We start from the raw sequence: 17215 nt of genomic DNA on the forward strand, positions 1-17215 counted from the left end.
GGTGGCGCGCGCCGCGGCGGCGGTGGCGCGCGGAGCGGCAGTGGGCGGCGGCGCGGGCGGAGGCGCCGCGGCGACGCCGTACTTCGCGAGCGCCTCCCGGATCGCGGGGTCGTCGGGCGCGCTCTCGGCGGCGCGGCGGAGGGCCGCCTCGCCCGCGGCGCGGTCGCCTACCCGCATGTGCAGCACGCCGGCGAGCAGGTTGGCGGCGGCGAACGTCGGGAACGCGCCGAGCACCGCGGCGAGCTCCTCGAGCGCCTTGCGATCCTTCCCCTGGTCCGCGTAGACGCGCGCGAGCAGGACCTTCGCGGCGGGGTCGTCGGGGTGGGCCTTCACGCCCTTCTTGCAGACGACCATCGCCTCCATGAAGCGGCCCGCCGCGAGGTAGGCCTCCGTCAGGGGTCGATAGGCGTCGGAGCCGGGATCGGAGGCGAACGCGTGCTCCAGGGCGGACAGCTCGGCGGGCGTGATGGGCTTCGAGGGTGTGGGCATGTTCGGGGGAGCAAGATAGCATCCGTCCCGGCCAAACGGCGCTTGACACGTTCTCGCCCAACCGCTAAGAACGCGCGTCGCCCGCACCTGAGGCGAAGAGTCCTGGGGCTGTAGCTCAGCTGGGAGAGCGCTAGAATCGCACTCTAGAGGTCGTCGGTTCGATCCCGATCAGCTCCACCAATCCGAAGCGGCCCCGCGGCCACGCCCGGCCGCGTCTCTTTTAGGCGCGGCTCACCCGCCCGCGCGCGGCCGCGGGGGGGCGGCGGGGGGCGGGCGCCCCCCCCCCCCCCCCCCCCCCCCCCCCCCCCCGCCCCCGGCCCCCCCCCCCCCCCGCTTCTCTTTTCGGCGCGGCTCACGCGCCGGAGCGCGGCGGCGGGGGCGCGGTGCGCTCGCCCGCCACCGCCCCGGCGTCGGACACGACGTGCACGGTCTGCGTCGGGAACGCGAGCGAGGTGCCCGCCCCCTCGACGATCTCCATGAAGCCGAGGAAGAGCTCCTGGCGCAGCGCGGTGAACTCGTTCCAGTCCGTGGTGTCGAACCAGGCCATCACCTCCACGTCGAGGGTCGAGGCCTGCAGGGCGACGAAGCGGACGCTCGGCGGGGACTCCTTCGAGAGCCTCGGGTGCGCGCGCAGGGCCGCCTCGATCCGGGCGAGCACCTCCCGCATCTGCGCCGCGGTGGTGCCGTAGGAGAGGCCGAGGGTCACGTACAGCCGGATCCGATCGCGCGCGGCGAAGGTCTCGGTCTTCATGTCCGCGAGCTTCCCGTTCGGGATCGAGACGAGGGTCCGGTCGAGGGTGCGGAAGCGCGTCGAGCGCAGGCCGATCGTCTCGACCGTGCCGGTGAAGTCGTCGATCTTCACGAAGTCCCCGGTCCGGAACGGCTGGTCCACCCCGATCGCCACCGAGCCGAAGAGGTGCTCGACCGTCTTCTGCGCCGCGAGGGCGATGGCGATGCCGCCGATGCCGAGGCCGGCGAGGAGGCTCGCCACCTGGAAGCCGAGCTCGTTCAGCGCCGCGATGAGGCCGATGGCGGCCACGAGCACCTTGCCGAGCCTCCGGCCCAGCGGCAGGAGCCCCGCGAGGCCGCGATCCGCGCGCGTCCAGGGCGCCTCGGCCGCGATCGCGAACGCGATGTCCACCACGCGGAAGCCCGCCCAGAACAGCACGAGGTACGCCGTCGACCGCAGGATCCGCTGCAGGACGCCCACCGCCGCGTCGTCGAGCAGGAGCGCGGACTGGAACGCCGTGACGATGGCGATCGTCCAGAGCCACCGGAGCGGCCCGGCGAGCTTCGCCAGCAGGAGGTCGTCCCAGCGCGTCGGCGTGCGCGCAGCGAGGTGGCCGAGGATCAGCCGGGTGAGCCAGGCGAGCACCGCGCCCAGGACGTAGGCGAGGACCACCAGGACCGGGAGCGCCACCCACTGCCACCAGAGGAGCCCGCGCGGTCCGCGGGCCAGCAGCGGCGCCGGGAGGTGCTCCTCGAAGAAGGGGCGCGCGTCCGTCGGCACGAAGCGCTCGCGCGGCGCGCTGGGAGCGGGAGCGGGAGCGGTGGTGGCGGCGGCGGGCGCAGGGGGCGCCACGCCCTGCGACGCCGCGAGGACGGGGGCGGCGAGCGCGACGAGCAGGGCAGCCGCGGCGGCGCGTCCCGGGAGGCGGAGCGGGTTCATGGCCGCGGAGGATAGCGCGCGGCCGCCGCGTGGCGGGTTACATTGAAGCCCGCGAGCTCGTCGAAGAGGTCGACGCGCTCGCGGGCCGACCCGCGCGAGCGGGGCGCAGGTGGGTGAAGCGCCCGGATCCACTTCGGGCGCGAGGGACGGGCAAGGGTCCGCCCCTCCCAGTCGAGGAGCCGGGATGACCCGCATCGCGATGGAGGCGTTCGAGGAGGGGACGGAGATCGTCCGCGTCTACCTGGCCACGACGCTGGCCGAGGCCCGGCAGGTCGAGGCCGTGCTGGACGCGGTCGCGCTCCGCTACGCCGTCGAGGTGGAGGAGTTCGCGACTCCGACCGCCCTCGGCTCGAACGCGCCGCGGCGCGGAGCCGGGTTCTGGCTCGCGCCCGGCGACCTCGACGCGTCGTGCGACGCGCTCGAGCGCGCGGGGCTCGTGCGCGGGCTGGTCCAGCGCTGAGCCGGGCTCGAGCCCGGACGTCGGGCTCGGTCCTCCGGGATCCGCGCGGGGCCTCGCCCGCGTGCCTCTAGGCCGCCTTGGGCTTCGGGAGCGGCTTGTTCTTCTCGAACGTGGCCCCCTCGCCGAACTTGGCGACGATCTTCCGCTTGGTGTCGAGGCCGGTCGCCTCGATGACGAAGTTCGGGACTCGGCGGGCCCGGTTGTCCGCCACCCACTTCGTGATCTCGGTGCGGGGGCGCCGCGCGGCGGCGCGGCGGGCGCGGCCACGCCCGCGGGCCGGGCCGCCGGCGCTCGCCAGCTCGCGCTCGACGCCCTCCTGCACGAGCTCGGCGAGCTGCTTGGCGATCGCGGCGGAGACGCGCTGCACCACGTCGTCGGCGGCTTCGCGGAGGATGGAGTCTACGGAGGTTTCGCGGGGCTGTCTTGCCATGTTGGGCTCCTGGTGGAAAGAGCGAGGCCCAACCATATCGGATTGCCTTGCATTGTCCATCATTTCCTGGACGGTTGAGCCGAATTGGCCCGGCAAATGGCTCGCCGCGCGGCGCGAGGGCGGGTCCCTGCAGGGACCCAGGCGCCCGGACGAGCACTCCACCGGGAATCCGCCGAGGGCCTCCTGCGTTCCACCGCGTCACCCGTTTGCGACGATTCGCTCGATGCGCCGTCAGGGCGCACGCGCCGCGCCGCGGCGCACGAGGCGCGCCCGCAGGCGATCCAGCGCGGCGACGAGCTCCGGCCGCTCCTCGATCACGGGCCGGAGCGGATCGGCGCCCAGCCGCTCCGCGCGCGCGCGCATGTTGCGAATCGTGAAGCGCGAGGGATCGAGCCGCGCGTTCACCTCGCGCCATCGCAGGGGGGCCGACACCGGCGCACCCGGCCGCGGCCGGACCGTGTACGGCGCGGCGATCGTCTTCCCGTAGCCGTTCTGGAGGTAATCGAGGTACACGCGGCGTCCGCGCGCCCGCAGCGCGCGCGCGGTGGTGGACAGGTCGGGGTGCTCGGCCTCGATCGCGCGCGCGAGGAGCTCGCCCAGGGCGCGGGCCTGGCCGTGGGTGAGCTGCCCCCCCAGCGGGACGAGGACGTGCAGCCCCTTCTGCCCGGTGGTCTTCGGGTACGAGGGGAGCCCGATGTCCTCGCACAGCGCGTGGAGCGCCCGCGCGAGCGTCACCACGTGCGCGAACGGCGCCTCCTTCGGATCGAGATCGACGACGCACCAGTCCGGCCGCTCGAGGGCGGTGGCCCGGCTCGCGAAGACGTGGATCGGGATCGTGCCGAGGTTCACGAGCCACGCGAGGCCGTCGGCGTCGTCCACGAGGAAGTGCTCGAGGTCGCGCCCTGCGTCCTCCGCGTGGACCGTCACCGTGCGGAGCCACGGCGGCCGCCACGCCGGCGCGTCCTTCTGGAAGAAGCTCTTCCCCTCGATGCCGTCGGGATAGCGCGTGAGCACGAGCGGGCGATCCGCCAGGAACGGCAGCATGAAGGGCGCGATCGCGCGGTGGTAGGCGACGAGATCACCTTTCGTGATTCCTTCGGCGGGGAAGAAGACCTTGTCCGGGTTGGAGATCGCCGTCACCCGTTCGTGAGCGCCGGCCGCGGACCCGCGCGGCCGCGGGCCGCGCGCCGGCCTCCTCGCCCGGGCGCCGGCCCGGACCGTCGCCTCCCCCCGACCGCCCTCGGCGGCGACCTCCTCGAGGAGGCGCCCGGAGAGCACCGACTCCTCGGGGAACGGCCGCCCCGGCCCGGCGAAGGCGTCGCCGCGGTGCTTCATCAGGAGCCACTGCTGCTTGTCGCCGACGCGCCGCGTGCGGACCAGCGTCCACTCTCCGCGGAGCTTGTCGCCGTGCAGCAGGAACGTCAGCTTCCCTCCCTCGAGCCCCTTCACGGGATCGCCGAGGGGCTGCCAGGAGCCGCGGTCCCACACGATCACCGCGCCCGCGCCGTAGTTCCCGGCGGGGATGATCCCCTCGAAGTCCGCGTACTCGACGGGGTGATCCTCCACCTCGACCGCGAGCCGCCTCTCGGCAGGATCGGCGGAGGGGCCCTTCGGGACGGCCCAGCTCCGCAGCGTCCCGCCGAGCTCGAGGCGGAAGTCCCAGTGGAGCCTGCGCGCCGCGTGCTTCTGGACCACGAACAGGCGCGCCGCGCCGGGCGCCTCGGCCGCCACACGCGCGCCGCCGAACGGCTCGGGCGTCCGCCCGGGGACGCGCTTCGCGCGATATCGATCGAGCCGATCGGCCACGCCCGTGGGCCCTCCTGCGACTTCCCATAACCGCGCCGCGCGGCCCGCTCGATCGCGAACCGGGACGGGATCCCGGCCGGGCCGGGCGCCGCGCCCGGCCGGTGCCGCCGCCCCCTTCCAAGAAGGGGCCGGGGCGTCTAACCTCGGCCCCGATGTGGGGCTACCGCTCCCAGGACGTCGCCCGGATGCTCGGCCTGTCCGTGCACGAGGTCCGGCGGTTCGCGCGCGCCGGGTTCGTGGACGCGCGACGCGGCCCGCGCAACGCGCTCCGCTTCTCGTTCCAGGACCTCGTGCTCCTCCGCGCCGCGGCGGGGCTCGTCCACGCGCGCGTGCCCGCCGCCCGCGTCCGGCGCGCCCTCCGGCGCCTCCGCCTCCAGCTCCCCGCCGGCCGCTCCCTCGCGTCCGTCCGGGTGGCCGCCGAGGGCGACGACGTCGTGGTCCAGGACGCGGGGGCGCGCTGGGCGCCCGAGTCCGGGCAGATCCTCCTCCGCTTCGAGGTGAGCGAGCTCGCGCGCCGCGTCGCCCCGCTCGTTCGCGCCGCCGCCCGCCGGCGGCCGCCAGGGAAGCTCGACGCCGAGTCCTGGTTCCAATGGGGCCGCGATCTCGAGGACGCCGCCCCCGCCGAGGCCCGCGAGGCCTACCGGCGGGCGCTCGATCTCGAGCCGGACCACCCCGGCGCGCACCTGAGCCTCGGCCGCCTGCTGCACGAGGAAGGGGACCCGCGCGCCGCCGAGTATCACTACCGGCGCGCGCTCGCCGATCCGGAGCACCGCGCCGCCGCCTCCTTCGGCCTCGGCGTCGTGCTCGAAGACCAAGGGCTCCTCGACGAGGCGCTCCTCGCCTACGCCCGCGCCCTCGAGGCGGACGGCACGCTGGCCAGCGCACATCACAAGCTCGCGGGCCTCCTCGAGCGGCTCGGGCGGAGGCACGAGGCGCGCCGGCACCTGGCGACCTACCGGCGGCTCGTGCGGGGGTGATCTCCCTCCCCCTACCCCTTCCCCTGCCCCCGAGCCTTGTCGACCGCGACCTTCGCCGCGCGGACCTGGTTCAGGTGGTCCTGCAGCCCTCGCACCGCGTCGTCGAGCCACTTCTTCACGCGCGCGTCGGAGCCGGGGGTCGAGTCGCGGGCCTGCTTGGTGGCCGCGACGTCCGCCTCGAGGCCCGTCGACATCTCCCGCACGAAGTCGGTGTCGAACGCGTCTCCGCTCTCGCCACGGAGCCGCGCGAGGATCGCGTCCTTCGCGGCGGTCTCGGACGCGCCGACCGCGCCGACGTCGAAGCCGCGCTCCTTCGCGAGCTTCGAGAGGCCGTCGTCGAGCCGCTGGAAGTCCCGGTCCATTCGCTTCCCGACGTCCTTCACCGCCGGGGTCCGTCCCCGGTCGCCGGCGAGCTTCCCGGCGTCGCGGTACAGGGCGATGCGGGCGTGCAGCGGCGTGAGCTTGGCGCGCAGGTCCTCGGCGGAGATCTGGCCGCTCGATCCCACGCCGCCGCCCGCGGGGCTGCTCGCGGCCGGCGGCGCCCCCGGGACAGGCCGGACGGGCGCGTTCCCGGCGGGCGCTTGCGCCAGCGTCGAGCCGCCGAGCGCGAGCCCCGCGGCGGTCAAGGCGATCACGTGTCGGATGCCGATGTGGTTCATCGCTTCCCCTCCCCGATGAAAGATGCGGCCGGCGCCACGCGATGCCGCGCGGGCCGGCCGGGAGAGGAATCGCCGGGCGAGGGTCGACGGTCGCGCTACGGGAGCGGGCGCCCGGCCTGTGGCCGCAGCGCCGGCGGGGCGCCGGGCGCGCGGGCGGACGGGATCGTGCTCCGCACCGGCTCGGCGGCGGGCGCCGCGGTCCGCAGCACGTTCATCGCGGCGGCGATCATCGAGCCCACGTCGGAGAGCGTCGCCGGCAGGATCACCGTGTTGTTCACCTTCGCGAGGTTGCCGAACTGCTCCACGTACTGCTCGGCGACCCGGAGCTGCACCGCCTCGATGCCGCCCTGCTCGCTGATCGCCTCGGCGACCTTCCGCAGGCCGTCGGCCGTGGCGCTCGAGATCGCGAGGATCGCCTGCGCCTGGCCCTCCGCCTCGTTGATCTGCTGCTGCCGCGCCGCCTCGGAGGCCTTGATGACCTGCTGCTTCTTCCCCTCGGCGCCGTTGATGGCGGCGTCGCGCTCGCCCTCGGAGGCGAGGATCACGGCGCGCTTCTCCCGCTCGGCCCGCATCTGCTTCTCCATCGCGGCGAGGACGTCGTGCGGCGGGGTGATGTTCTTGATCTCGTACCGCAGGACCTTCACGCCCCACGGCCCGGTCGCCTTGTCGAGCTCCGACACGACCATGCCGTTCACGTGCGACCGCTCCTCGAAGGTGCGGTCGAGGTCGATCTTCCCGATCTCGCTCCGGAGCGCCGTCTGCGCGAGCTGGCTGATCGCGTAGTAGTAGTCCGCGATCCCGTAGGACGCGCGCTGGGGATCGAGCACCTTGAGGTAGAGGATGCCGTCCACGCCGACCTGGACGTTGTCCTTCGTGATGCAGATCTGCTCCGGGATGTCGATCGCCTGCTCCTTGAGCGTGTGCCGGTAGCGGATGACGTCGATGAACGGGACGAGGACGTGGAAGCCCGCGTCGAGCACGGCGCTGAAGCGGCCGAGCCGCTCGACGACGTACGCGTTCTGCTGCGGCACGACGACGGCGGTCTTCACGACCACGAAGATCGCGAAGATCGCCACGAGGACGGCGATGACGAGCGCTGCGCTGACCGATTCCATGGGAGACCCCTTCGAGAGAGCGCCGCCTTCACTTCACTCGGCGCGTAGCCACAGCACCAGCCCGTCCACCCGCTCGACCCGACAACGCTGGCCGGCGCGGAGCGGGATCCCGGAGGCGATCCGGGCCGACCACGGGACGCCCCGCAGCTCGGCCCGCCCGTGCCCGCCGGCGGGGACGTCCTCGAGGAGGACCGCCTCCTCGCCGACGAGCCCGTCCACCTGCGCCGCCGGCTTGCGCTCGAGCCGCTCGAGGAGCCGGTTCCGCAAGGTCGCGAGGAGGGCGAGCGAGACGACGGTGAACGCGAGCCACTGCCAGACCTCGCCCACGCCGATCGCGGCGAGCGGCGCCACGCAGAGCGCGCCGACGCCGAAGAAGAGGGCGAACAGTCCCCCCGGCGTGACCAGCTCGAGCGCGAGCAGCGCGAGCCCTCCGAGCACCCAGAGCCACCAGATCATCGAGGCGTCCTCCCGGACCCCGGGATGCTACCACGCCCTCCGACGCGGCACCGGCGGGACCGCCACGGGCACCTTTCCCGACGTGCTTGTGCGACCGTCACCCTCCGTTCTACGCTCGCCGCGGATGCCACTCGTCGCCGGGCTCGTCGCCGCCCTGATCGCCACCGCGACCGCGCCGGCGCCGGCGCCCGAGCGGGCGGCCGCGGACGCGGCCACGATCCGGGCGCGCGCCGCCCGGGTCCTCTCGGGCCGCGAGTACCAGGCCGCGCTGCCGCGGCCGCAGGCGCCGCCGCCGCGGCTCGATCTCCGGTTCCCCGCCCTCGCCAAGGTGCTGCGCGTCCTCGCGTACGGCGCCGCCCTGGCGATCGCGCTCCTCGTCGCCGCCTGGCTGGTGCGCCGTCTCCGGCGCGCCCCCCGCGACGTCGCGCTGCCCGCCGCCTCGCCGGCCGCGGCGCCCGTCGCGATCCCCATCGCGAGCGCGGAGGCGCTCGCGGCCAGGGGCCGTCACGGCGAGGCGATCCACGCGCTCCTCCTCGAGACCCTCTCGGCCCTCTCGCGCGGCGCCCGGCTGGCGCCGTCGCTCACCTCCCGGGAGATCGTCGAGCGGGCGCGGCTCCCCGGGCGCGCCCGGGAGGCGCTCGCCGGGCTCGTCGTCGCGGTGGAGCTCTCGCGCTTCGGCGGCGCCGAGCCGGGCGAGGACGAGTACCGCGCCTGCCTCGACCGGTTCCACGCCTTCGTCCAGACGTACCGGAGCGCGGCGTGAGCGCCGCGGGGGGAGCGGCGGCGCGCGGCGACGCGCCCTTCTCGCGGCGCGGGGCGCTGATCGTCGCCGGGGTCGGGGCGGCGTCGCTGCTCGCGGCGGGCCTCCTCGGCGCCTTCGGCGACGCGATCTCCGAGCCGCGGAGCGCCCTCTCCGACGCGTGGAGCCCGTCCGCCGTCGGCCACCGCGCCTACCTCGCGCTCCTCCGGGACCTCGGCGTGCCCGTGATCGTCTCGCGGCACCGGACCGCCGACAAGGCGGCGGGCGAGGCGGTGGTGGCGCTGCTCGAGCCGCTCGTCGAGGAGAGCGGGGACGGCCCGCGCGCGAGCGCGCTCGTGGACATCGACGCCGTCGCGCGGCGGCTGCTCGTGGTGCTGCCCAAGCGCGGCGCGATCCCGGACCCGCTCCGCCCGCGGTGGGTGCAGCACGCCGACGTCGCTCCGCCGGCGGCGGCGCAGCGCGTCCTCGACCTCCTCGACCTCGAGGCCGAGGTGGTCCGCCCCGATCACTCCGTCGGCGCGTGGCGGGGTCCCCTCCCCGCCCCCACCCTCGACCGTCCTCAGCTCGTCCGGTCCAGCGCGCTCGCGCCGCTCGTGGCGTGCGACGACGGGATCCTCGCGGGCGAGCTGACCGGCGACGGCTGGCGCACCATCGTCCTCGCGGACCCGGACGTGCTCGAGACGCACGGGCTCGGGCGCGGGGACGACGCGGTGCTCGCGGTCCGGCTCGCGGAGCGGCTCGGCGCGGGCGCGCGCCCCCTGCTCGTGGACGAGACGCTCCACGGCAACGACCTGCAGCCCTCCCTCGTCCGGGAGCTCCTCCGGTTCCCGCTCGTCCTCGCGACGGCCCAGGCGCTGCTCATGGCGGCGCTCCTCGCGTGGGCGGCGCTGATCCGCTTCGGGCGACCGCGCCCGGCGGCCCCGCTCCTCGCGCCCGGCAAGGCGTTCCTCGTGGAGAACACCGCCGAGCTGCTCCGCCACGGCGGGCACCTCTCGCACGCCGCGGCCGCCTACCTGAAGGCCGCGAAGGACGCGGTCGTGGCGCGGCTCCGGCCGCCGGGGGAGGCGGGGGAGCCGGACGCGTGGCTCGCCCGCCTCGCGGCGGCGCGGGGACGGAGCCGGGACCTCCTCGCGCTCGAGGAGCGGGTCCGGAGGCTCGAGGGCGCGCGGCGCGGCGCGGAGGCGGAGACCGTGCGCGCGGCGCAGGCCATTCACCGCTGGCGACAGGAGATGACGGATGGAGCTCCAGGCGATCCGGGACACGACCGAGCGGCTCAGGGCTGAGGTCCACAAGGTGGTCGTGGGCCAGGACCGGGCCCTCGACCTCATGCTCGTCGCGCTCCTCTCGGACGGGCACGTCCTCGTGGAGGGGGTGCCGGGGACGGCCAAGACGCTCCTCGCGCGCGCCTTCGCCGCGGCGCTCGGCGTCGGCTTCAACCGCATCCAGTTCACGCCCGACCTCATGCCGGGCGACGTGCTCGGCACGAACCTCTTCGACTTCCGCACCAACGCCTTCGTCCTCACGAAGGGGCCGATCTTCACCGACGTGCTCGTCGCCGACGAGATCAACCGGACCCCGCCCAAGACGCAGGCGGCGCTCCTCCAGGCGATGCAGGAGCGCGCCGTCACGATCGACGGCAAGACCCACCGGCTCTCCGGCGGCTTCATGGTGCTCGCGACGCAGAACCCCATCGAGCAGGAGGGGACCTACCCCCTCCCCGAGGCCCAGCTCGATCGGTTCCTGTTCAAGATCACCGTCGGCTACCCGGAGCGTGACGAGGAGCGGGCGATGGTCCGCGTCCACGGGCACCGGACCGCCACCCCGCCCATCACCGAGTTCGGGATCGCGCCGGTGGCCGGGCTCGAGGACCTCCTCGCGATGCGCCGCGCCGTGGCCGCGATCCGGCTCGAGGAGCCCATCGTGGACTACGTGGTGGACCTGGTGCGGGCGACCCGCGGCCGGCCCGCGCTGCTGTGCGGCGCCTCCCCGCGCGCGGCCACCATGCTCGCCACCGCCGCCCGCGCGCACGCGGCGATCCAGGGGCGCGCCTTCGTGATCCCCGACGACGTGAAGGCCCTCGCCCTCCCCGTCCTGCGCCACCGGGTGGTGCTGGCGCCGGGCGCGGAGATCGAGGGGCTCACCGCGGACCAGGCGGTGGCGCGCGTCGTCGAGGAGGTCGGGGCGCCCCGGTGATCCACCCGACCCCCAGGGCGGTCGCGCTCGCCGCGGCCGGCTTCCCGATCGCGCTCCTGCCGGCGCTGGGCCACCCGCGCCTGTGGGCGCTCTGGCTCGCCGCCGCGGCCCTGACCGCGCTCGCCCTCGCGGTGGACGCGCTCCTCGCGCCCTCGTCGGCCCGGCTCGCCGCCGAGGTGGACGTGCCGGAGCGGCTCGCCGTCGGCGAGGCCGGCGCGGCGCGCGTGCGGCTCGCGGGCCTGCGCGGCGCGCGCGCCCTCGAGGTCCTCGCGGATCTGCACCCCGACCTCGCGCCGCAGCCGCCCCGCCGGCTGGCGCCGGGTCCGGACGGGCGGGTGGAGCTCGCGCTGCCGCTCCTCGCGGCGCGGCGCGGTCGCCCCACCGTGGACGCGCTGTGGTGCCGCTGGCAGGGGCCGCTCGGCCTCGTCGGCCGGAGCCGCCGGATCCCGGTCGGGCGCGCGGTGTCGGTGGTCCCGAACCTCGCGCCGGTCCGGGCCGCCGCGTTCCGCTACTTCGGGTCGCGCGAGCTCGGCGCCGGCGTACAGGTCGAGCGGTTCGTGGGCGACGGCTCCGAGTTCGACGCCCTCGTCGAGTACGTCCCCGGGCTCGATCCGCGCGCGATCTCCTGGAAGGCGTCGGCGCGCCACCGCGAGCTGCTCTGCCAGGAGTTCCGCGCGGAGCGGAACCACCAGGTGGTGCTCGCCCTCGACACCGGCCACCTCGTCGCCGAGCCGCTCGAGGGCGTCCCGCGGCTCGACCACGCGGTCTCCGCGGCCCTCCTCCTCGCCTACGTGAGCCTCCGTCTCGGCGACCGCGTCGGGCTCTACGCGTTCGACCGGACCGCCCGCGCCTGGGCCGCGCCACAGGCCGGGCTCGGATCGTTCCCCCGTCTCCAGGCGCTCTCCGCGCGCCTCGCGTACTCCACCGAGGAGACGAACTTCACCCTGGGGCTGACCGACCTCTCGGCGCGCCTCCGGCGCCGCTCGCTGGTCGTCGTCTTCACGGAGTTCGTGGACACCGTGACGGCCGAGCTGATGATCGAGAACCTCTCCCGGCTCGCCCGGCGTCAGCTCGTGGTGTTCGTCTCGCTGCGCGACCCGGCGCTCGAGGCGGTGGCGCTCGCCGCGCCCGGGCGGCTCGGGGATGTCTACCGCTCGGTCGTGGCGGCCGATCTCGTGCGCGAGCGCGAGCGGGTCCTCGCCCGCCTCCGCCGGATGGGCGTCCAGTGCGTCGACGCGGCGCCCGGGCAGGTCTCGGCGCGGCTCGTGAACCGCTACCTCGACGTGAAGCGCCGGGAGCAGATCGCGTGAGCGTGACGCTCAAGAGCGCGGCCTTCCGCGCGGAGCGCGAGGCGGGCTGGCGCGAGCTCGAGGGGCTCCTCGACACGGTGGAGCGGCGCGGCCTCGCCTCCCTCGACCCCCGGGCGCTCGCGCGGCTCCCGGCGCTCTACCGGGCGGCGCTCTCCTCGCTGTCGGTGGCGCGCGCGATCTCCCTCGACCGGAACGTCCTCGACTACCTCGAGTCGCTCTGCGGCCGGGCCTACCTCGCCGTGTACGGGACGCGGCGCCACCTCCGCGGCGCCCTCGCCGACTTCTTCGTCCGGCGGTTCCCGCGCGCGGTCCGCGCGCACCGCTGGCACCTGCTCGTGTCCTGGGCGCTCCTGCTCGCCGGCGCCGCCGCCGGCTTCGCCCTCACCCGCGCGGATCCGGAGCGCTTCTACGCGTTCGTGGACGCCGCCTACGCGCAGGGGCGCGGGCCGACCTCCTCCACGAAGGCGCTCCGCGACGCGCTGTACGCCCGCGAGGGGGCGGCGCAGATGCTCCAGACCTTCGCGATGTTCCTCTTCTCGAACAACGCCCGCGTCGGCCTCCTCTGCTTCGCGATCGGGTTCGCCGGCGCCGTCCCGGCCGCGCTCCTGCTGTTCTCGAACGGCCTCGTGCTCGGCGCGTTCGGCGCGCTCTACCAGTCCCGCGGCCTCTCGCTCGACTTCTGGGGGTGGCTGCTGCCGCACGGGATCACGGAGCTGACCGCGGTGGCGCTCTGCGGCGCCGCCGGGCTCGCGGTCGGGCAGGCGCTGGTGTTCCCCGGCGGCGAGGAGCGGCTCGCCGGGCTCGCGCGGCGGGGACGCGAGGCGGGGGTCCTGGCGCTCGGGGCGGTGGCGCTCTTCTTCTGCGCCGCCCTGGTCGAGGGGATCTTCCGCCAGCTCGTCCACGCGGTCCCGGTGCGGTACGCGGTGGCGCTCGGCTCGCTCGGCGTGCTGTACGCGTACCTCTTCACCTCGGGGAGGGCCGACCGGTGACCGCCGCGCCGCCGCGCCCGCCGCCGGGCCCCCGCGCGCCGCGACGCGCCGCCGCCGGCGAGCGGGTGAAGGAGGTCGTCACGCCGGAGGGGGTGCCGATCCGGTTCACGGTGGCGCTCGCCGGCGATCGCGCCGCCGCGTTCCTGCTCGATCAGGCGCTCATGGTCCTCGCCCTCGCGGCGGTCGGCCTCGGCGTGCTCGGCCTGGCGCTGTCCGGGGTCCACGTCGCCGGCGATCTCGCGCTCGCGATCCTGGTCCTCGCCTGGTTCCTCGTCCGGACGTTCTACTTCGCGTTCTTCGAGCTCGCCTGGCAGGGCCAGACGCCCGGGAAGCGCCGGCTCCGCCTCCGGGCGGTGGACGCCCGCGGCGGCCCGCTCTCCGCGGAGGCGATCATCGCGCGGAACCTCACCCGCGAGCTGGAGATCTACCTGCCGGTGATCGCGCTCTTCTCGCCGGAGGCGATCTTCCCCGGCGCGCCCGGGTGGGCCCGCCTCGGCGCGCTCCTCTGGATGCTCCTCTTCGGCCTGCTGCCGCTCTTCAACCGCGACCGGCTCCGGGTCGGGGATCTCGTCGCGGGGACGATCGTCATCCGCACCCCCGAGGCGGTCCTCCTCGAGGACCTCTCCGCCGCGCGGCCGGCGGCGGCCGCCCCGGTGCCGTTCACCGACGCCGAGCTCGACGTCTACGGCGTCTACGAGCTCCAGGTGCTCGAGCAGGTGCTGCGCGGCCGCGGCACGACGGGGCACGCCGAGGCGGTCCAGACCGTCGCCGGGACCATCCGCCGGAAGATCGCCTGGGACGGCCCGCCGATCGCCGACGAGCCGTTCCTCGAGGCGTTCTACGCGGCGCTCCGCGGACGCCTCGAGCGGCGGCTGCTCCTCGGGAAGCGGCGCGAGAGCAAGCACGACCGGGCGGCGTGACCGCTGCATCACTCGAAGATCTCGCCGAGCGCGGCGGTCGCCTGCGCCGCGCGAGCGCCGGCGAGCGGGCCGGCGCACCGCGGGCCGTCACTCGAACACCGTGGAGACCTGCACGGGGTCCACGCCCTCCTTCAGCACCCTCAGATCGTGACGGGGATGGCCACCGCGGTCGCGCACGCGAGGATGACGCCGGGGACCAGGAGCAGCAACGCCCCGAGGACGATCGCAATCCCCGAGAGGATCGAGGCGCCGAGCACCGCCCAGACACGCGCGACCCCGGCGCGCGCCATCTCGCCGACCCGTGGGACCTCCCCGCGCAGGCCGCGGAGCGTGCCGGCGGTGAGGGCGCCGGCCGCCACGAGCCCGAGCAGGCTCGAGAGCACGCTCACGAGGCGGCTCTCGCCGGCGCCCGGGGCGACGGCGGCCACCAGGAGCATGGGCAGATGGATCGCGACGACGACCGCCGTGAAGGCGAGGAAGTGCCGGCCCCACAGGGAGAAGCTCCTGCCGAGCACCGCGCCGGGCGAGAGTCGGTCCATGGCACGTTCCTCCCGGGCTAGTCGAACACCGTCGCGAGCCGCGAGCCGTCGAGCCCCTCCTTCGCGGCGCGGAGCTCGTGATGGACGACCGCGCTCCCGATCAGCGGGATGGCCGAGAAGAACGCCTGGCCGAGCTGGGTCACGACGAGGATGGCCGAGGGCGCGCGCTCGGGCGAGAGCGCGAGGAGCGCCACGGAGGTCGTCGCGAGCTGGATCACCGCGGAGAGGCCCCACACGACGCCGAACAGCGCCGCGAAGGTGCCGAGCACCTTCCAGCGATCACCGCGCGTCAGGGCGGCGCTCCGCCGGAGCGCCGCGAAGGGGCCGAGCCGCTCCACCACCACCGCCGGAACCGCCGCGGCCCAGGCGCAGGCGAGCATGACCCCGGGGGCCACGAGGAGGATCATCCCGAAGACGATCGCGAGCCAGGAGACGAAGGTGACGCCGAAGACCGCCGGCCCGCGACGCAAGCCCGTCGCGAGCAGGGCGCCGAAGGACACGCGCTCCCCTCGGAGGTGGCCGAACGCGCCGTGGGTCATCGCGCCGGTGGCGACGGTCATGACGACCCAGACGACGCACACGACGCCGAAGGTCCAGAGGACCGCGTCACGGCCCAGCGCGGGGTCTCGCCCGACGTCGATCGCGCGGCGCTGGACCGCGGCGGCCCAGACCGCGAACGGCGCGGTCCAGGCGAGCGAGAGCGCCGAGAACCGACCGAGGTTCTTCCACCAGACCTGGAGCGTCTTGCCGATCGCCGCGCCCGCGGTGAACTCCGGCGCGCCGGGATACCCGGCGGGAGCGCTCGGGAGCGGCGGCGGCGGGACCTCGTACTGCGACGGACGGACGACCGTCGTCTCCAGCGGCTGCTCGAGCTGCGGCATGCGGACCCCCCGGGCGCTGCGTCGCGTGCTGCCTCGCGCGAGCATAGCGCGCCCGGGGGTGTTCGCGGTGAGTGATTCCGTTACGCCGGGTGGTGCGATGTGCGACGGCGAAACCTAAACGGCCGATCGTGATTCGAGCGACAGTGGGGAGGGGCAGCGCCCCTCCCCGCGGGACAGCGCGCGCCAGCGCGCGTGGGCCCCGCGGAGCCAGGGGTGGGGCCCCGGGGGGGGGGGGGGGGGGGGGGGGGGGGGGCGGCCCCCCGGTACACGCCGGAAACCAGGGGGCTGGGGGGGGGCCCCGGCCCGGTTTGGGCCCGGGGGGCGGGGGCGCAGCCCTCGTGTAACAGGGCTAAACGAGGGCGCGAGGCGCGACACCGAAGGTGTTCGCGAATCGCGAACCCTCGTTTAGAGCTTCACCTGGACCTCGTACCGGCGGTTCTTCGCCTTCTTGGCGGGCGTGTCGTCCGGCTTCACGAGCGGCCGCTCGGACCCCATCCCCACCGACTCGATCTCGTCGGCCGGGACGCCCTTCGCGACCAGCTCCTTCTGGATGACCGCCGCGCGCTTGGCGGAGAGCTCCTTGTTGTGCGCGGCGGACCCGGAGGTGTCGGTGTGGCCGGAGACGACGAACTTGAAGTTCTTCACCCCCGCGCCGTCGAGCTTCTTCTTCGCGTCCACCAGCGCGTTCGAGAGCCGCTTCATCTTGGCGTCGCAGCCCGGCTCGAGGACGTCGGAGTCGCTCTTGAAGGAGCACTGGTTCTTCCGCCCCTCGTCCAGGAGGCGCTTGTTGATCTCCTTCTCGAGCTTGCCCACGGAGGCCTTGCCGGCGACCGACTTCGCCGTTTCCCAGGGGGTCTGGGCGCGCGCGGCGGGGGCGACGAGGGCGAGGAGGGCGAAGACGACGAGTGTGCGCATAGGTATGTGCTCCTGGAGAGGGTTCGTGCGCGATCCTGCGGAACTCGGTCACCGCACGCAAGCGCGGACCGCGCAACGCGGACCGCGGCGCCCGGGGGAACCGCGGCGCCGGGGGGACCGCGGCGCGCGCGCAAACCCGGGAGCCGGGCTCCCGCAGGCCGGGCGCCGTGCGCAGCATGTACGGGTCACGGAGGTATCCCACATGGCACGGCGAGTCTCCCTCACGACGACCGATCACGACACCATCCGCCGCTGGGCGGAGGAGCGCGGCGGGTGGCCGGCCCAGGTCGCCTCGACGTCGCGCGGCGACGAGATCGGCATCATCCGCATCGACTTCCCCGGCTACACCGGCGAGGGGACGCTCGAGCGGATCTCCTGGGACGACTGGTTCCGGAAGTTCGACGAGTCGAACCTCGCGTTCACTTACGAGGAGACCACCGCGGGCGGGCAGCGCTCGAGCTTCAACAAGCTGATCGGGCGGGAGACGGCCGAGGCGCGCGCGCAGGGGCGCAAGACGTCGCGGCGGGCGGAGCGGGGCGCGGCGGGCGCGACCCGGGCTCGGCGCGCCTCCGCCCGGGGCGCGGGAGAGCCGTCCCGGCGCGGCGCCTCGCGGGCGACGACCTCGCGCGGCGGCGGGGCGAGGAAGG

At 75.2% G+C, this 17215-nt stretch carries 18 protein-coding genes, 1 tRNA gene and 1 pseudogene; 10 read left to right on the forward strand and 10 right to left on the reverse strand.

Annotation, left to right across the window (positions count from 1 at the left end; all coding sequences use genetic code 11):
• Positions 1–489: tetratricopeptide repeat protein (locus tag MNZ27_RS20055; RefSeq protein ID WP_242395866.1), on the reverse strand; the 489-nt coding region annotated here is incomplete at its 3' end.
• A gap of 104 nt (positions 490–593) precedes the next feature.
• On the opposite strand from MNZ27_RS20055, the gene MNZ27_RS20060 reads away from it, so the two are divergent.
• Positions 594–669, forward strand: a tRNA-Ala gene (locus MNZ27_RS20060).
• Between the two features lie 172 nt (positions 670–841).
• On the opposite strand, the gene MNZ27_RS20065 is transcribed toward MNZ27_RS20060, so the two are convergent.
• Positions 842–2158 (reverse strand): mechanosensitive ion channel family protein, encoded by a 1317-nt coding sequence (locus MNZ27_RS20065; protein ID WP_242395867.1) that lies wholly within the window; start codon positions 2156–2158, stop codon positions 842–844.
• 184 nt (positions 2159–2342) lie between these two features.
• On the opposite strand from MNZ27_RS20065, the gene MNZ27_RS20070 reads away from it, so the two are divergent.
• On the forward strand, positions 2343–2618 hold the full coding sequence (locus MNZ27_RS20070; RefSeq protein WP_242395868.1) for a hypothetical protein: 276 nt from the start codon (positions 2343–2345) through the stop codon (positions 2616–2618).
• Positions 2619–2685: 67 nt separating this feature from the next.
• On the opposite strand, the gene MNZ27_RS20075 is transcribed toward MNZ27_RS20070, so the two are convergent.
• Both MNZ27_RS20075 and ligD read right to left on the reverse strand, forming a co-directional pair.
• Positions 2686–3048: a hypothetical protein gene (locus MNZ27_RS20075; RefSeq protein WP_242395869.1), complete on the reverse strand. Its 363-nt coding sequence runs from the start codon at positions 3046–3048 to the stop codon at positions 2686–2688.
• 231 nt (positions 3049–3279) lie between these two features.
• The gene (gene ligD / locus MNZ27_RS20080; RefSeq protein ID WP_242395870.1) at positions 3280–4854 is read right to left on the reverse strand and encodes a non-homologous end-joining DNA ligase; all 1575 of its coding nucleotides are present in this window, start codon (positions 4852–4854) and stop codon (positions 3280–3282) included.
• 152 nt (positions 4855–5006) lie between these two features.
• Between ligD and MNZ27_RS20085 the strand changes: the two genes are divergently transcribed.
• A complete protein-coding gene (locus tag MNZ27_RS20085) occupies positions 5007–5831 on the forward strand; it encodes a tetratricopeptide repeat protein (protein ID WP_242395871.1) in 825 nt (274 codons plus the stop codon).
• Between the two features lie 11 nt (positions 5832–5842).
• Here the strand turns inward: MNZ27_RS20085 and MNZ27_RS20090 are convergent, their stop codons facing one another.
• From MNZ27_RS20090 to MNZ27_RS20100, 3 genes are all read right to left on the reverse strand, one after another.
• Entirely contained in the window at positions 5843–6490 is a 648-nt protein-coding gene (locus MNZ27_RS20090; RefSeq protein WP_242395872.1) for a DUF4142 domain-containing protein, read from the reverse strand.
• A 95-nt stretch (positions 6491–6585) separates the two neighbouring features.
• On the reverse strand, positions 6586–7605 hold the full coding sequence (locus MNZ27_RS20095) for an SPFH domain-containing protein (protein ID WP_242395873.1): 1020 nt from the start codon (positions 7603–7605) through the stop codon (positions 6586–6588).
• Between the two features lie 33 nt (positions 7606–7638).
• A complete protein-coding gene (locus MNZ27_RS20100) occupies positions 7639–8061 on the reverse strand; it encodes an NfeD family protein (RefSeq protein WP_242395874.1) in 423 nt (140 codons plus the stop codon).
• Between the two features lie 124 nt (positions 8062–8185).
• Here MNZ27_RS20100 and MNZ27_RS20105 point away from each other — a divergent pair, with 124 nt between their 5' ends.
• From MNZ27_RS20105 to MNZ27_RS20130, 6 genes are read left to right on the forward strand one after another with little or no spacing between them, the layout of a single operon-like run.
• A complete protein-coding gene (locus tag MNZ27_RS20105; protein WP_242395875.1) occupies positions 8186–8824 on the forward strand; it encodes a DUF4129 domain-containing protein in 639 nt (212 codons plus the stop codon).
• On the forward strand, positions 8821–10104 hold the full coding sequence (locus tag MNZ27_RS20110; RefSeq protein ID WP_242395876.1) for a hypothetical protein: 1284 nt from the start codon (positions 8821–8823) through the stop codon (positions 10102–10104). Before MNZ27_RS20105 ends, MNZ27_RS20110 begins: the two co-directional genes overlap by 4 nt.
• On the forward strand, positions 10058–11014 hold the full coding sequence (locus tag MNZ27_RS20115; RefSeq protein WP_242395877.1) for an AAA family ATPase: 957 nt from the start codon (positions 10058–10060) through the stop codon (positions 11012–11014). The genes MNZ27_RS20110 and MNZ27_RS20115 overlap by 47 nt, the downstream gene beginning before the upstream one ends.
• Positions 11011–12324 carry a DUF58 domain-containing protein gene (locus MNZ27_RS20120; protein ID WP_242395878.1) on the forward strand — a complete coding sequence of 438 codons (1314 nt, stop codon included), beginning with the start codon at positions 11011–11013 and terminating at the stop codon, positions 12322–12324. Before MNZ27_RS20115 ends, MNZ27_RS20120 begins: the two co-directional genes overlap by 4 nt.
• Positions 12321–13313, forward strand: a complete 993-nt coding sequence (locus tag MNZ27_RS24100; RefSeq protein ID WP_242395879.1) for a stage II sporulation protein M — start codon at positions 12321–12323, stop codon at positions 13311–13313. The genes MNZ27_RS20120 and MNZ27_RS24100 overlap by 4 nt, the downstream gene beginning before the upstream one ends.
• The gene (locus MNZ27_RS20130) at positions 13310–14233 is read left to right on the forward strand and encodes an RDD family protein (protein ID WP_242395880.1); all 924 of its coding nucleotides are present in this window, start codon (positions 13310–13312) and stop codon (positions 14231–14233) included. Before MNZ27_RS24100 ends, MNZ27_RS20130 begins: the two co-directional genes overlap by 4 nt.
• Positions 14234–14373: 140 nt before the next feature.
• Here the strand turns inward: MNZ27_RS20130 and MNZ27_RS20135 are convergent, their stop codons facing one another.
• The 3 genes from MNZ27_RS20135 to MNZ27_RS20145 all read right to left on the reverse strand — a co-directional run bounded on the left by MNZ27_RS20135 (position 14374) and on the right by MNZ27_RS20145 (position 16568).
• Complete coding sequence (locus tag MNZ27_RS20135) at positions 14374–14772, reverse strand: hypothetical protein (protein ID WP_242395881.1); 399 nt, start codon at positions 14770–14772, stop codon at positions 14374–14376.
• Positions 14773–14789: 17 nt separating this feature from the next.
• The gene (locus MNZ27_RS20140) at positions 14790–15653 is read right to left on the reverse strand and encodes a hypothetical protein (protein WP_242395882.1); all 864 of its coding nucleotides are present in this window, start codon (positions 15651–15653) and stop codon (positions 14790–14792) included.
• A gap of 405 nt (positions 15654–16058) precedes the next feature.
• Complete coding sequence (locus tag MNZ27_RS20145; protein ID WP_242395883.1) at positions 16059–16568, reverse strand: OmpA family protein; 510 nt, start codon at positions 16566–16568, stop codon at positions 16059–16061.
• Positions 16569–16770: 202 nt separating this feature from the next.
• Here MNZ27_RS20145 and MNZ27_RS20150 point away from each other — a divergent pair.
• A pseudogene (locus tag MNZ27_RS20150) lies at positions 16771–17215 on the forward strand (hypothetical protein); the annotation flags it as partial.

The sequence above is a fragment of the Anaeromyxobacter oryzisoli genome (assembly GCF_022690765.1).
Classification (GTDB): domain Bacteria; phylum Myxococcota; class Myxococcia; order Myxococcales; family Anaeromyxobacteraceae; genus Anaeromyxobacter; species Anaeromyxobacter oryzisoli.

Excerpts from the sequence above, each read along its gene's own strand:
- MNZ27_RS20145 (WP_242395883.1), bottom strand. The coding sequence starts at position 16,568 with ATGCGCACACTCGTCGTCTTCGCCCTCCTCGCCCTCGTCGCCCCCGCC.
- MNZ27_RS20105 (WP_242395875.1), top strand. The coding sequence starts at position 8,186 with ATGCCACTCGTCGCCGGGCTCGTCGCCGCCCTGATCGCCACCGCGACC.
- MNZ27_RS20085 (WP_242395871.1), top strand. The coding sequence starts at position 5,007 with ATGTGGGGCTACCGCTCCCAGGACGTCGCCCGGATGCTCGGCCTGTCC.
- MNZ27_RS20115 (WP_242395877.1), top strand. The coding sequence starts at position 10,058 with ATGGAGCTCCAGGCGATCCGGGACACGACCGAGCGGCTCAGGGCTGAG.
- MNZ27_RS20075 (WP_242395869.1), bottom strand. The coding sequence starts at position 3,048 with ATGGCAAGACAGCCCCGCGAAACCTCCGTAGACTCCATCCTCCGCGAA.
- MNZ27_RS20090 (WP_242395872.1), bottom strand. The coding sequence starts at position 6,490 with ATGAACCACATCGGCATCCGACACGTGATCGCCTTGACCGCCGCGGGG.
- MNZ27_RS20065 (WP_242395867.1), bottom strand. The coding sequence starts at position 2,158 with ATGAACCCGCTCCGCCTCCCGGGACGCGCCGCCGCGGCTGCCCTGCTC.
- MNZ27_RS20135 (WP_242395881.1), bottom strand. The coding sequence starts at position 14,772 with ATGGACCGACTCTCGCCCGGCGCGGTGCTCGGCAGGAGCTTCTCCCTG.
- MNZ27_RS20100 (WP_242395874.1), bottom strand. The coding sequence starts at position 8,061 with ATGATCTGGTGGCTCTGGGTGCTCGGAGGGCTCGCGCTGCTCGCGCTC.
- MNZ27_RS20070 (WP_242395868.1), top strand. The coding sequence starts at position 2,343 with ATGACCCGCATCGCGATGGAGGCGTTCGAGGAGGGGACGGAGATCGTC.
- MNZ27_RS20140 (WP_242395882.1), bottom strand. The coding sequence starts at position 15,653 with ATGCCGCAGCTCGAGCAGCCGCTGGAGACGACGGTCGTCCGTCCGTCG.
- MNZ27_RS20095 (WP_242395873.1), bottom strand. The coding sequence starts at position 7,605 with ATGGAATCGGTCAGCGCAGCGCTCGTCATCGCCGTCCTCGTGGCGATC.